We start from the raw sequence: 13,404 nt of genomic DNA on the forward strand, positions 1-13,404 counted from the left end.
CCTTCCGCAGTTGCGCTTCACTTCGCTCGCCGTGATCAGCTTACGATGGGACTTGCACCCACAAGAGAACGCCCATGCTGGGCGCACATTGAAAAAGGCCGGGAACGCGTCCCCGGCCTTTCCCGTCATTCGGCCGCGGCCAGCGGAGTCTCGGACTCGTCCTCGGGCAGCGCCTCGAGCTGCGTCTTGATGAAGTCGCGCACGCTGATCACGCCGATGAGGTTCATGCCCTCCAGCACCGGCACATGACGGATCGAATGCTTGTCCATCAGCGACAGCACATGGCGGATCGAGTCCCCCGGCGCGCAGCAGATGGGGTTCTTCGACATCAGGGTCGCGACCGTCTGCTTCAGCACGGTCGGCCCCTGCTGCACCAGCCCGCGCACCACATCGCGCTCGGAAATGACGCCGACGACGGTGTTGCCCTCCGTCCGGCAGACGTCCTTGACCACGAGGGCGCCGATGTTCTCGGACGCCATGAGCCGGAGCGCCGTCTCGATGGGCTCGTTCACCCGCACCGTGTTGATGCGCGTGCCCTTCCTGCGGAGAATATCCTCGACCTTCATGACGCACCTCTCTTGCAGCCGCTCCCCGCGCCCGTCCCGGGACACGGGGGCCACGGGATCACTGGGCGGCGACGGCGGGGGCCGGAGCGGCGGCCTCGACGGCCTCGCTCTCCTGCTTCGGGCGGGTGTAGCAGCCGGCGATCTCGCCGCGCTGCCGGACCAGCGCCAGCACCACGTCCATCGTCGGGGTGGGGACGCCGACCATGCGGCCCATCTCCTGGACGACGGCCAGCAGGGCGTCGATCTCCATCGGTCGGCCACGCTCCAGGTCCTGGAGCATGGAGGTCTTGTGCGCGCCCACCGCGGCCGCACCGTTGATGCGGCGCTCGACGTCGACGCGGAAGTGGACGCCCAGACGGTCGCCGATCTCCTTGGCCTCCAGCATCATCGCCTTGGCGACGGCGCGGGTCTCGGCGTCGCCGCAGATCTGCTCCAGCGTGCCGTGGGTCAGCGCGCTGATCGGGTTGAAGCAGAGGTTGCCCCACAGCTTCAGCCAGATCTCGTCGCGGATGCGGTCGAGCACGGGGGCGCGCAGGCCGCCCTTCTCCATCATGGCGCTCAGCGCCTTGACGCGCTCCGACTGGCTGCCGTCCGGCTCGCCGAGCGAGAACTTGTCGCCGTAGACATGCTGGATGACGCCCGGGGCCACGACCTCCGTCGCGGGATAGACGACGCAGCCGATCGCGCGCTCCGGCCCGAAGCCGTTCCACTGCACCGCACCCGGATCGACCGTCTCGAGGCTGCGCCCCTCGAACTCGCCGCCGTTCTTGTAGAAGTACCAGTAGGGGATGCCGTTCACGGCGGTGACGATGGCCGTGTCCTTGCCCAGCAGCGGCTGGATCGCGTCGACGACGCCCGGCACCGAATGGGCCTTCAGCCCGATGATGACGTAATCCTGCGGGCCGAGTTCGGCCGGATCGTCCGTGCAGCGCGGATGGGCGACGATCTCTTCCTCGCCCATGATCAGCTTCACGCCGTTCTCGCGCATCGCCGCGAGATGGGCGCCGCGCGCCACGAAGCTGACATCGGCGCCCGCCTGGCAGAGCCGCACGCCGAGATAGCCGCCGATGGCGCCCGCGCCATAGATACAGATCTTCATACCCGTCCCTCCCCGAAATTTTGAGCCGAATTCGCAGGGCCACGCGCCATTTTTCGGCGTTTGCGTTGGCCGTAAACAGTCCGCTTCACAAGCTTTTCAGAGCTTGGTATACAAGATACCCGAAGTCAATGGACAAAAGGTCGCAGAGTTTCCGCCTCTCGGAATCGTTGCCCCTACCCCTCTCTCCCTCCCATCCAAGAGGCTCCATGCTCACCCTGGTCCTGCTGATGGCGGCCGCCTTCGCCTCGGGCATCCTCAACGCGATCGCCGGCGGCGGCGCCTTCATCACCTTCACCGCTTTGCTCTTCGCCGGCGTGCCGCCCGTCGCCGCGAACGCGTCGAGCACGGTCGCCCTCTTCCCCGGCCAGGCGGCCAGCGCCTGGAGCTACCGCGAGGACATCCGCGGCGTCGAGGAGGTGAGCGTGAAGGCCTTCGTGGCGCTCAGCCTCGTCGGCGGGCTGCTGGGCGCTCTGCTCCTGCTCGTCACGCCGAACGCGCTCTTCGCCGACCTCGTGCCCTGGCTGCTGCTCTTCGCGACCGCCCTCTTCGCGCTCGGCACCTTCGCGCCGAACGCGACGAAGGCGCTGCGGCTCGGCGGGCGCGGCGTGCTGGTCGCGCAGTTCCTCATCTCCATCTACGGCGGCTATTTCGGTGGCGGGATCGGTTTCCTGATGCTGGCCGCCCTGACCATGTTCGGCATGACCAACATCCACGCGATGAACGGGCTGCGCATCCTGCTGGCGACCCTGATGAACGCCGCCGCCGTCGCGGCCTTCGTCGCGGCGGGTGCGGTGTCCTGGCCGGAAACGCTGGCCATGGCCGCGGCGGCGGTGGCCGGCGGCTTCGCCGGCGCCATCGGCGCCAAGCGCGTGAAGCCGAAGGTGCTGAAGAGCCTCGTCGTCGCCATCGGCACGGTCCTCACCCTCTACTTCTTCGTGAAAGGCTGAAGCGGCGGCGCTTTCCGCAGGATGAAATCATCTTCCACGGCCGTTGCCGCGGAACCCCGGCGGCGGAAAAGATCGCCCGCTCTCCCAACCATCCAAGAGAAGAGCCCATGAGCCGGCCCGAGACCATGACCGCGATCGAGGTGAGCCGCCCCGGCGCGCCCGAGGTGCTGACCCCGGCCCGCCGCCCCGTTCCGGAGGCCGGACCGGGCGAGCTGCTGATCGAGGTCGCGGCGGCCGGCGTGAACCGCCCGGACGTGCTCCAGCGGCTCGGCAAGTACAACCCGCCGCCGGGCGTGACCGACATCCCCGGGCTGGAGGTCGCGGGCCGCGTCGCCGCCCTGGGCCCGGAGGTCACGGGCTGGTCGGTCGGCGATCCGGTCTGCGCGCTGCTGGCCGGCGGCGGCTACGCCGAATATTGCACCGTGCCCGCCATGCAGTGCCTGCCGGTGCCGGAAGGGCTGAGCATGATCGAGGCGGCCTCGCTGCCCGAGACCCACTTCACCGTCTGGTCCAACGTGTTCGAGCGCGGCGGGCTCCAGCCCGGCGAGAGCCTGCTGGTCCATGGCGGCACGTCGGGCATCGGCACCACGGCCATCCAGATGGCCAAGGCGCTGGGTGCGCGCGTCTTCGCCACGGCCAAGGGTGCCGACAAGTGCCGGGCCTGCCGGGATCTCGGCGCCGACCGCGCCATCGACTACACGGAGGAGGATTTCGCCGCCGTCGTGAAGGAGGAGACCGGCGGGACCGGCGTGGACGTCGTGCTGGACATCGTCGGCGGCGACTATGTCTCCCGCAGCCTCGACTGCCTCGCGGTGGAGGGGCGCTACGTGGTCATCGGCTTCGTGCGCGGGGCCACGGCGTCGGTCAACCTCTTCCCCGTCATGATCAAGCGGCTGAGGATCACCGGCTCGACACTGCGCGCGCGGCCGGCCTCCTACAAGAAGGCGGTGGCCGACCAGCTCCGCGCGCGGGTGTGGCCGCTGGTGTCGGCGGGCACCATCCGGCCGGTCGTCCACCAGACCTTCCCGCTTGCCGAGGCGGCCGGGGCGCACGCCCTGATGGAAAGCAACCGCCATGTCGGCAAGATCGTCCTGACCGTCCGCTGACCCCCCGCATGAGGATTCGGACATGAGCGTCACGCCAGGTTCCAAGCGGGTGAGCGTGCCCGCGCTCGCACGGCGCAAGGGTGGGGAGCCGCTGGTCTGCCTCACCGCCCACAGCACCCCCGTGGCCAAGCTGATCGACCCGCATGTGGACATGATCCTGGTCGGCGACAGCCTGGGCATGGTGGTCTACGGTTTCGAGAGCACCCTGCCCGTCACGCTCGACATGATGATCGCGCACGGGGCGGCGGTGTGCCGCGGATCCTCGCGCGCCTGCGTCATCGTGGACATGCCCTTCGCGAGCTACCAGGAATCGCCGCAGCAGGCCTTCCGCAACGCCGCCCGCGTCATGGCGGAGACTGGCTGCGCCGCCGTCAAGCTGGAGGGCGGCGCCGAGATGGCGGAAACGGTGGCGTTCCTGACCGCGCGCGGCGTGCCGGTGATGGGCCATGTCGGGCTGACGCCGCAGTCGGTGAACGCGCTGGGCGGCTTCCGCACGCGCGGCCGCACGGAGGCCGAGGGCGACGCCATCCTCGCCGACGCCCGGGCCATCGCCGAGGCCGGCGCCTTCAGCATCGTGGTGGAAGGCGTGGTCGAACCCCTGGCCGACCGCATCACGGCGGCGGTGCCCGTGCCGACCATCGGCATCGGCGCCTCGCTCGGCTGCGACGGACAGGTGCTGGTCACCGACGACCTGCTCGGCCTGTTCAGCGACTTCACGCCGAAGTTCGTGCGCCGCTACGCCCAGCTCGGGGGGCAGATCTCGGAGGCTGCCGCGTGCTTCGCCGACGACGTGCGCAACCGCCGCTTCCCCGGCCCGGAGAACGTCTTCGCCCCGGCGAAGCCGAAGCCGGCCCTGGAGCCGGCCGGGGACTGACCGCGCCCATTGTTCGGTGTGCGGACAATTTGCCGCACCCGCAGGGCGCATGGGGCGGCTAGGCACCATCCGGTTGTTGGGATACCGTATACCAGAACAGCACGAACCCCAGGGGAAGGAAAGCAACGCCATGGAACAGCAGTCCGCCACCATCGACATCACGCTCGCCAAGGACGACGCCGACATCGCCGCGAGCTTCCCGGTCGTCAAGGAACTCCGCACCAGCTTCACCGACGAGACGGTCTACCGCGACCAGATCCGCCGCCAGATGGACGACGGCTACAACCTTGTCCTGCTGCGGGTCGACGGCGAGGTGGGCGGCTGCGCCGGCTTCCGCGTGCACGAGACGCTGTCGCGCGGCCGCTACATGTATGTCGAGGATCTGGTGACCTCGCCGAAGATGCGGTCCTTCGGCCTGGGCGACAAGCTGTTCGACTGGCTGGCCGACCAGGCGAAGCAGCGCGGCTGCGCGCAGATGGAGATCATCTCCGGCATCCAGCGCGGCGACGCGCACCGCTTCTATCACCGCAAGCGCATGACCATCAAAGCCTTCCAGCTCGTCCTGCCGATCGCCTGAGGCAAGGCTTCGGGACGGCGGAACGGCCCGGCGGCATCACCCGCCGGGCCGTTCGCGTTGGCGATTCCGGCGGCGATATGATACGTAAGTTCAACAGTCCGTATTCGGAATTACTTTGCACCTGCATTCTGGATTTGGTATACCAGAACTCACCAGGGCGCCGCCGCAGTCAGCTCACCGCCCCCATCTCACCGCCCGTTCCGAGGAGCGCCTGCCATGAACGTCGAACATATTCTCCGCAAGAAGGAAGCCCGCGTCGTCGCCGTGCGCTCGGGCTCCACGGTCGAGGAAGCGATCCGGCTGATGAAGGCGGAAAACATCAGCTCCCTCGTGGTCAAGGATGTCTGCCGCACGGAGGGCAACACGCTGGCCGGCGTTCTGTCCGAGCGCGACATCGTGCACGCGCTGCTGGAGAAGGGGCCGGCGCTGATGCAGACGCCCGTCTCGCAGCTGATGACCCGCTGCCCGGTGACCTGCGCGCCGACCGACAGCCTGCGCCACGCGCTGCAGCTGATGGAGGACCACCACATCCGCCATCTGCCGGTGCTGGACGACGGCCACCTCATCGGCGTGGTCAGCGCCCGCGACTTCACCCGCCTGCAGCTCGAGGAATTGGGCTCGACCGCGGACCGCACGGCGCCCCACCAGCCCAGCGCCTACGCCCACTGATCGCGCCTGGGAGGACACGAGCGTCCGACGCCCCGGAGCCTCGCGCTCCAGGGGCGTTTTTCGCGTGCCGTTCCGTTACCTTCATAACGATCACGGGCAACAGACAATGCCCGGCAACAGCGCTCCGACCGACGAAAGAGGGTGTTCATGACGACCTTGATCTTCACCCATCCCGACTGCGAGCATCACGATACCGGCCCCGGCCATCCGGAACGCCCGGAACGGATCCGGGTCGTCTGGCAGGTGCTCGACCGCGAGGAGTTCCGCGGCCTGGAGCGGCGCCCCGCCCCGGAAGCCGAAGCCGAGCAGCTCAAATGGGTGCATGATCACAGTTACGTGGACGAGGTCATGGCCTCCTTCCCCGAGGAGGGTTATGTCCGGCTCGACGCCGACACGGTGCTGTCACCGGGGTCGCGCTCCGGCATCCTGCGCGCCGCGGGCTCGGTCTGCGCCGCCGTGGACGCCGTGCTCGGCGGCGAGGCGGACAACGCCTTCTGCGCCGTGCGCCCCTGCGGCCACCACGCCGAGCCGGCCCGCGCCATGGGCTTCTGCGTCTTCAACAACATCGCCGTCGGCGCCGAGCAGGCGCGCAAGCGGCACGGGCTGACGCGGGTGGCGGTCGTCGATTTCGACGTCCACCACGGCAACGGCACCCAGGCGATGTTCTACAACGAGCCGGGCCTGTTCTTCGCCTCCACCCACCAGTCGCCGCTCTATCCCGGCACCGGCCGGTCGCACGAGCGCGGAGTGGCGGAGAACATCGTCAATGTGCCGCTTGAGCCCTACAGCGGCTCGGTCGAGTTCCGGCAGGCCATGGAGCGGGCGATCATCCCGGCGCTCGACGCCTTCGCGCCGGAGCTGGTGATGATCTCCGCCGGCTTCGACGCCCACGCCCGCGATCCCCTGGCCAACCTGAACTTCACCGGCGCCGACTTCGAATGGGCGACCCGCCAGCTCATGGCCGTGGCCGACAAGCATTGCGGCGGGCGCGTCGTCTCCGCGCTGGAGGGCGGCTACGACATGACCGGCCTCGCCGAGGGTGTCGAGGCTCATCTGAAGGCGCTGACGCGGGCCTGATCCGCCCGGCCCTTCCCCGACCCGGTCGCTTCGGTCCCGGCCGAAGCGACCGCCTCCCGCCCGGTGGCATGCTCCCCGCCGTCCGAACAAGGTGGGGGAAAGATGACACATCCGCGGAACAACGGGGCAGCCGATCTCGGCCTGCTTCTCCTGCTGGCGACGCTCTGGGGGGCGTCCTACAGCTTCATCAAGGTCGGGGTGGAGACCATCCCGCCCGTGACGCTCATCGCGGGGCGCACGCTGATCGCCGGGCTGCTGCTGCTCGCCGTCATCCGCTGGCGGGGCTCGGCCCTGCCGCGGGACCGCGCGACCTGGACGCGCTTCCTGGTCCAGGCCTGCCTCAACAGCGTCCTTCCCTTCACGCTCATCGCCTGGGCGGAGCGCACGGTGGAGGCGGGGCTCGCCGCCATCCTGAACGCGGGCACGCCCATCTTCGCCTTCCTGCTGACCGCCGCCGTCACCCGGCACGAGGCGGTGACCGCGCGCAAGTCCTTCGGCGTGCTGGCCGGCCTTGCCGGGATCTCCCTCATCGTCGGCGTCCAGGCCTTCGGCGGGCTCGGCCGGAACCTGCTGGCGCAGCTCGCCATCGTCGCGGCCACGGTCTGTTACGCGGGTGCCGCCATCTTCGGGCGGGGCTTCAAGGGGTTGGACCCGGTCATGCCGGCGGCGGGCTCGCTCCTGTGCGGGGCGGCGCTGCTCATCCCCGTGAGCCTGGTGGTGGACGCGCCCTGGGGGCTCCGGCCCTCGGCGGAGTCCATGGTGGCGCTGGCGGCCCTCTCGGTCTTCTCGACGGCCTTCGCCTTCGTCCTGTATTTCCGGCTCGTGAACCGGCTGGGCTCGGTCGGCACGACGGCCCAGGCCTATCTGCGCGTGCCGATCGGCGTCGCGATCGGGATGGCCTTCCTCGGCGAGAGCCCGAGCCCGACCGCCTGGGCCGGGCTGGTCCTGGTGATCGCCGGCGTGCTCGCCATGACCCTGCCGTCCGGCGTGCGCGCCCCGGCCTTGCGCGCGGGCTGAGCTAGCCCAGCGTGACCTCGGCCTCCGGGAACTCCGTCGGGCTGTAGCCGGCGTCGGCGCGGATGCGGAAGACCGGGCCGGCCGGGGTCTCGACCCGCACCGGCATCACCGGGACGAGCGGCCGTTCCCGCGCGGCCAGCACCGCCGCTCCCATGTCCGCGCAGCCGGCGAGGCGGCGCAGGATCATGCGGGTGACGAAGATCAGCTTCAGCTCGCCGGCGTCGGCCCGCGCCAGGATCGCCCGCGGCGTCGCCCAGAGCGCGTCCACCGCCTCCCCGGCGTCGATGCGCAGCTCCTGCCCCGCCGGGGCGGGCGCCAGGTAGAAGAGCGTGTCGAAACGCCGCCGCAGGATCTCCGGCGTCACCCAATGGGCGAAGGGCACGAGCCGGTCCGTCGCCAGCTCCAGCCCGGACCGCCGCAGGGCGTCGAGAAGCGTCTCCCCCGTGTTGGGCAGGAAGGCCGCGCGCTGCTCCTCCCCCGCCAGCCCGTCCGTTCCCATCGAACCGGCGAGCAGCAGCCCGCATTCCTCGAAGGTCTCGCGGATGGCGGCGACGCGGTGCGCGGCGTCGTCCGGATGGAGGCGGCAATGGTCCCGCCAGTCCGGGTCGTGGTCCTGCTCCTCCAGCCCGCCGCCGGGGAAGACCATGGCGCCGGGCGCGAAGCGCAGGCCGGCGTGCCGCCGGATCATCAGCAGTTCCAGCCCGTCGGCGCCGTCGCGCAGGAGGATCAGGCTGGCGGAGGGGCGCGGCTCGGCGGGAGGCGTCATGCTGGGTCCGGATCGGGATCGACCAGCCATCAGAGCATGGCGCGGCGCCCGCCGGTCAAGCGGGCGTGGCGCCTATGCCCTCGGCCGAATGGCGTGAGAATCATGTGGCATGCCGTACATTCCGCTATCCGGAAAACGGTAATACCCATGATTGACCCCATGGGCGGCCCGGTCCCAGCATCCGGGCAATCCTTACATGGCCGGGCTTTTCCAAGCCCGCCTCATCCATCCCGGGCCGTCGGGCTTCCGGGCCACAGGGGTATACGCACATGCCGCGCAACCGCAGCACCAAGATCGTCGCCACGCTTGGACCGGCGAGTTCGACCTACAGCCAGATCTTCGACCTCGCCGAGGCCGGGGTGGACGTGTTCCGCCTGAACGCCAGCCACGGCACCCAGTTCGAGCATGCCGAGCGCTACCAGCAGATCCGCGCGGTGGAGGCCACGCTCGGCCGCCCGATCGGCGTGCTGCTCGACCTCCAGGGGCCGAAGCTGCGCGTCGGCACCTTCGCGAACGGCCCGGTGGCGCTGAAGGCGGGCGACCGCTTCCGCCTCGACCTCGATCCCACGCCGGGCGACGCCACCCGCGCCTGCCTGCCGCACCCGGAGATCTTCGCCAGCCTCACGCCGGGGCTGGACCTTCTGCTGAACGACGGGCGCATCCGCCTCCAGGTGCGGAGCTGCGGCCCCGACCACGCGGAGACCGAGGTGCTGGCCGGCGGCACCCTGTCCGACCGCAAGGGCGTGAACGTCCCCGGCGCCGAGCTGGCGCTGAGCGCCCTGTCGGAGAAGGACCGCAGCGACCTGCGCTTCGGCCTCGGCCTCGGCGTGGACTGGATCGGCCTCAGCTTCGTGCAGCGTCCGGAGGACATTCTGGAAGCGCGCGAGCTGATCGGCGACCGCGCCCACATCATGACCAAGGTCGAGAAGCCCGCCGCCCTGCCGCGGCTGAGCGAGATCATCGACCTGTCCGACGCCATCATGGTGGCGCGCGGCGACCTGGGCGTGGAGCTGCCGCCGGAGGACGTGCCCGGCCTGCAAAAGCGCATGATCCGGGAGTGCCGCGCCAAGGGCAAGCCGGTGATCGTCGCCACCCAGATGCTGGAATCCATGGTGTCGGAGCCGACCCCGACCCGCGCCGAGGCGTCGGACGTGGCGACCGCCGTCTATGACGGCGCCGACGCGGTGATGCTGTCGGCGGAGTCCGCGTCCGGCCGCTACCCGGTCGAGGCGGTGGCGATGATGGACCGCATCGTCCGCCGGGTGGAGCACGACCCGCTCTACCGCCGCATCATGGACGCCGAGCACCCGGCACCCGAGGCCACCGTGTCCGACGCCGTGTCGGCGGCGGCGCGCCAGGTGGTGGACACCATCTCGGCCGCCGGCATCGCCACTTTCACCCTGACCGGCGCCACGGCGCGGCGCGCCTCGCGCGAGCGTCCGGGCGTGCCGATCCTTGGGCTATCCGCCCGCCAGCAGACGGCCCGCCAGCTCTCGCTCGCCTGGGGCGTCCATTCGGTCTGGACCACGGACGTGGAGAATTTCGCGGAGATGGTCAGCCGGGCCAGCGCCGTAGCGGCGCAGGAGGGCATCGGCAAGGTCGGCCAGATGCTGGTGATCACCGCCGGCGTGCCCTTCGGCAAGGCCGGCACCACCAACATCCTGCGCGTCGTCACCATCGAGGCCAGCGGCAACGCCGAGGCCCAGGCCGCCGGCGCCGTGCGGAAGGCCCCGGTCACCGCGTAGAGCCCGGCGCAACGAAAAGCGGCGGCGGTTCCGGGGATGCCCGGGACCGCCGCCGTCAGTTCATGACAACGCCTTCAACACGCGCCCTGGAAGGACAGCCCCTTATTCCAGGAAGTCGCAGTGCTTCTCGACATGGGCGGCGAGGCCCAGGGCGTGGTCGCGGACCAGCCGTTCGGCGAGGTCGGGGTCGCGGCTTTCCAGCGCCTTGATGATCGCCTTGTGGTCCTGGATCGAGCGCTCGGCCCGGTCGGTCTGGCCGATGGTCAGCTTGCGGATGGCGCGGACGTGGATGAACAGGTTGTCGGTCATCTCCCGGATCAGCGCCGAGCCGCTGAGCGCGATGATGCTCCGGTGGAAGGCGATGTTCGCGTCCGAATACTCGTTCACATGCTCCTTCGGGCTGCTGTTCTCGAAGTCGCGGAACAGCTCCCACAGCTTGGCGATGTCCTCGGCCGGGGCATTCTCCGCCGCCATGCGGGCGGACATGCCCTCCAGCGCCGCCCAGACATGGATCATCTCGACGATCTCGGCCTTGGTCTTGCGCACGACGAAGACGCCGCGCCGGGGCTGGAGGCGGATGAAGCCCTCCTGCTCCAGCAGGGTCAGCGCCTCGCGGATCGGCGTGCGGCTGACGCCCAGCATCTCGCTGAGCTGGCGTTCGTCCAGCCGGATCTCCTCGGAGTGGTCGTAGATGTCCATCTCCATGATCGCCTGCTTCAGCGAATGGTAGACCTGGTTGCGGAACGTCGTGCCGGTGTCGAGCGGACGCACGTTGAGCGGCAGGGCGGTCATGGTGTCACGGTCCTTCGTGCTTCGTGTTTTCGTTTTTCCATGGGCGTCCCATTTTCCATGGATTTCCCAAGGGCGGGCCGTTGGCCGGTTTCCGCCTGATTTCTCGTATCTCAAATACCAGATGCGTATATTTTTTACAAAGTCCAGTGGTGCCGGCGGCATCGGCCCGGCGTGGCCGCGCGGCCGGCCAGCAGACCGTCAGCGCGCGGCGGCCCGAACGGCGTCGAGCAGCCCCGCCAGCGCGTCGGGCCGCCGCATCGCCAGCCCCATGACCGCGACCCCGGCCGCCCCCGCGCCGAGGCAGGCGCCCGCCGCCGCCGCGTCCTCGATCCCGCCCAGCCCCAGCAGCGGGACGGGGCTCGCCTCCGCGAGTCGCCGCACCCCCTCCGCCCCCAGCAGCGGCCCGTAGCCCGGCTTGCTGGCCGAGGCGAAGACGGGGGAGACGGTGACGTAATCCACCTCCTGCCCCGCCGCGCGCGCCAGCGCCTCGGGTCCATGCACCGACTGCCCGATCAAGGCCCCGTCCCCCAGCAGCGCCCGCGCCCGCCCGGCGTCCGCCCCGTCCGGCAGATGCACGCCCGCCGCCCCGGCGAGCAGCGCCAGCTCCGGTTCCCCATGCAGGGTGACCGTGGCGCCCCAGGGCCGCGCCGCCCGCACGAGGTCGCGGGCGAGCGCCAGCCGCTCAGGATCCGGCAGGTCCTTGTCGCGCAGGGACAGCCAGCGCAGCCCGCCGGCGAACAGCCGCTCCGCCAGCAACGGAAGCGGCGCCGCCGCCTGCCAGCGGTCGGTGATGACGAGGAGTGGCGGCACGGGAAGCTGGAAGGCCTGCGCGAACTCCATCCGGGTCATGCCAAGCCGCTGCCGCAGGACCTTCACGCGCGAAACCCGGCGCATCCTGGCCAGTTGCTCGGGTGCGAGCGGTTGCGCATCGGGATCGTCCTGAGCGGCGGCCAGGATCTCCTCGTCGGTCATGGCCTCCAGCCGTGCGCAATCGGTGTCGCCCCGGGGCGGAGCCTCACCACTCTTCACGGTCACCAGCGTGGTATCGGTCTTGTTCATGGCGCGTCGCCCTCCGGGCGGAGATGATGCGGCATTTGTTCTCGTCCCGCATGGTGGCGACCACGAACAGGACGTTGCCGTAGGCCATGCCGATCACCTGCATGCGCTTCATCCGGGACGACACGTTCATGCGGATTCGCGAGTCGGCGCCCTTCCTTAAGGGCCGGAATGGCATCCTCGAACGACAGGCCGTGCGTCTGACGGTACCGGAATCCGGCAGTTCCGTGCAACGGCGCGCCATGCGTTTCGGCCGTTGAAGCCGGCCAATGCGCTGAATGGTGCGCAGCGCTCCGCGACGGGAGCATCGCGCCGCCCGCCGAGCCGACGACCACGAGCATCGCTCCTCCGACTCGCCGATTCGGCCCCATGTCCGCACGCGGTCACAGCGCCCGGCCGCCCCGCCCGCCATCCAGAAGTATAGGTAGAGGTGAAAGCCGGGGTCCTATGCGGATGGGCGGGATTGACCAGGGAATCCGCGAAAGACGGCCCTGACGGCCCGGAGGCGGTCGGGACGGGAAGGGAGAACAAGCATCGAACCTCAATCCGTCACGGCACGGATTCGCGCCGAATCGCGGAATCTTTTTAGCTTGCGAAATCGTATGATGAAGGAAACGTTAATTTTTATCGTTCGCCTTCGCGGCCGCGTTCTGGCAGGTTCGCCTCACCAGTCATTCACCCCGTCCTGCTCCGCAAGGAAAGGGATCAGAAAAGGAGATACGATCGTGAAGGCCATCGTGGTAGAAGACGACGCCGTCGTTTCTCTCTATATCAAAATGGTATTAAAAGATTTGGGACACGATGTCTGTGCCGTTGCGGCAACAGTTCCGAAAGCCATTTCCGACATCGAATGCCACAAGCCGGATTTTGTTACCTGTGATGTCAGCCTGGCCGGCAAAGGTTCGGGCGCCGAGGTGGCGCGGGCGGCTTATGAGCGGTGGGGCATCAAGACCCTGTTCATCTCCGCCAACATCGACAGCGCTCTCCGTAAGGAGACCGAGGATCTCGGCCCGCTCGGCTATGTGTCCAAGCCTTTCGTGACGGGCACGCTGGCGAGCGCGCTGGCCTTCGCCGCGCTGAACTGATCCGCCCCGGCGCCAGGATCTCCCGCGC

The 13,404-nt window shown here is 69.5% G+C and carries 15 protein-coding genes; 9 read left to right on the forward strand and 6 right to left on the reverse strand.

The window, feature by feature from the left end; genetic code table 11:
* Nucleotides 1-125 precede the first annotated feature (125 nt).
* Nucleotides 126-566: a CBS domain-containing protein gene (locus JUB11_RS16905; RefSeq protein WP_207459748.1), complete on the reverse strand. Its 441-nt coding sequence runs from the start codon at nt 564-566 to the stop codon at nt 126-128.
* A 58-nt stretch (nt 567-624) separates the two neighbouring features.
* Nucleotides 625-1,665, reverse strand: coding sequence for a 2-dehydropantoate 2-reductase (locus JUB11_RS16910; protein ID WP_207459749.1), 1,041 nt, complete (start codon nt 1,663-1,665; stop codon nt 625-627).
* Between the two features lie 206 nt (nt 1,666-1,871).
* Here JUB11_RS16910 and JUB11_RS16915 point away from each other — a divergent pair, with 206 nt between their 5' ends.
* The 7 genes from JUB11_RS16915 to JUB11_RS16945 all read left to right on the forward strand — a co-directional run bounded on the left by JUB11_RS16915 (nt 1,872) and on the right by JUB11_RS16945 (nt 7,932).
* Entirely contained in the window at nt 1,872-2,612 is a 741-nt protein-coding gene (locus JUB11_RS16915; protein WP_207459750.1) for a sulfite exporter TauE/SafE family protein, read from the forward strand.
* Nucleotides 2,613-2,719: 107 nt separating this feature from the next.
* Complete coding sequence (locus JUB11_RS16920) at nt 2,720-3,718, forward strand: NAD(P)H-quinone oxidoreductase (protein WP_207459751.1); 999 nt, start codon at nt 2,720-2,722, stop codon at nt 3,716-3,718.
* A 22-nt stretch (nt 3,719-3,740) separates the two neighbouring features.
* Nucleotides 3,741-4,592 carry a 3-methyl-2-oxobutanoate hydroxymethyltransferase gene (gene panB / locus JUB11_RS16925; RefSeq protein WP_207459752.1) on the forward strand — a complete coding sequence of 284 codons (852 nt, stop codon included), beginning with the start codon at nt 3,741-3,743 and terminating at the stop codon, nt 4,590-4,592.
* A 130-nt stretch (nt 4,593-4,722) separates the two neighbouring features.
* Entirely contained in the window at nt 4,723-5,169 is a 447-nt protein-coding gene (locus tag JUB11_RS16930; protein WP_207459753.1) for a GNAT family N-acetyltransferase, read from the forward strand.
* Nucleotides 5,170-5,385: 216 nt separating this feature from the next.
* Nucleotides 5,386-5,838, forward strand: coding sequence for a CBS domain-containing protein (locus JUB11_RS16935; protein WP_207459754.1), 453 nt, complete (start codon nt 5,386-5,388; stop codon nt 5,836-5,838).
* A gap of 147 nt (nt 5,839-5,985) precedes the next feature.
* Nucleotides 5,986-6,915: a histone deacetylase family protein gene (locus JUB11_RS16940; protein ID WP_207459755.1), complete on the forward strand. Its 930-nt coding sequence runs from the start codon at nt 5,986-5,988 to the stop codon at nt 6,913-6,915.
* Nucleotides 6,916-7,017: 102 nt separating this feature from the next.
* Nucleotides 7,018-7,932, forward strand: coding sequence for an EamA family transporter (locus JUB11_RS16945; RefSeq protein ID WP_207459756.1), 915 nt, complete (start codon nt 7,018-7,020; stop codon nt 7,930-7,932).
* A gap of 1 nt (nt 7,933) precedes the next feature.
* Here JUB11_RS16945 and JUB11_RS16950 read toward each other — a convergent pair whose 3' ends face one another.
* Complete coding sequence (locus tag JUB11_RS16950; RefSeq protein ID WP_207459757.1) at nt 7,934-8,698, reverse strand: NUDIX domain-containing protein; 765 nt, start codon at nt 8,696-8,698, stop codon at nt 7,934-7,936.
* A gap of 269 nt (nt 8,699-8,967) precedes the next feature.
* Here JUB11_RS16950 and pyk point away from each other — a divergent pair, with 269 nt between their 5' ends.
* The gene (pyk, locus tag JUB11_RS16955) at nt 8,968-10,443 is read left to right on the forward strand and encodes a pyruvate kinase (protein ID WP_207459758.1); all 1,476 of its coding nucleotides are present in this window, start codon (nt 8,968-8,970) and stop codon (nt 10,441-10,443) included.
* 102 nt (nt 10,444-10,545) lie between these two features.
* On the opposite strand, the gene JUB11_RS16960 is transcribed toward pyk, so the two are convergent.
* The 3 genes from JUB11_RS16960 to JUB11_RS16970 form a co-directional block, all read right to left on the reverse strand.
* Complete coding sequence (locus JUB11_RS16960; RefSeq protein ID WP_207459759.1) at nt 10,546-11,235, reverse strand: GntR family transcriptional regulator; 690 nt, start codon at nt 11,233-11,235, stop codon at nt 10,546-10,548.
* A 198-nt stretch (nt 11,236-11,433) separates the two neighbouring features.
* Nucleotides 11,434-12,294, reverse strand: coding sequence for a thiamine phosphate synthase (locus JUB11_RS16965; RefSeq protein WP_247887119.1), 861 nt, complete (start codon nt 12,292-12,294; stop codon nt 11,434-11,436).
* A complete protein-coding gene (locus JUB11_RS16970; RefSeq protein WP_207459760.1) occupies nt 12,251-12,424 on the reverse strand; it encodes a BrnT family toxin in 174 nt (57 codons plus the stop codon). The genes JUB11_RS16965 and JUB11_RS16970 overlap by 44 nt, the downstream gene beginning before the upstream one ends.
* Before the next feature lie 592 nt (nt 12,425-13,016).
* On the opposite strand from JUB11_RS16970, the gene JUB11_RS33210 reads away from it, so the two are divergent.
* Nucleotides 13,017-13,376 carry a response regulator gene (locus tag JUB11_RS33210; protein WP_207459761.1) on the forward strand — a complete coding sequence of 120 codons (360 nt, stop codon included), beginning with the start codon at nt 13,017-13,019 and terminating at the stop codon, nt 13,374-13,376.
* Nucleotides 13,377-13,404 lie beyond the last annotated feature (28 nt).

It is taken from the genome of Azospirillum sp. SYSU D00513 (assembly GCF_017356015.1).
GTDB lineage: Bacteria > Pseudomonadota > Alphaproteobacteria > Azospirillales > Azospirillaceae > Azospirillum.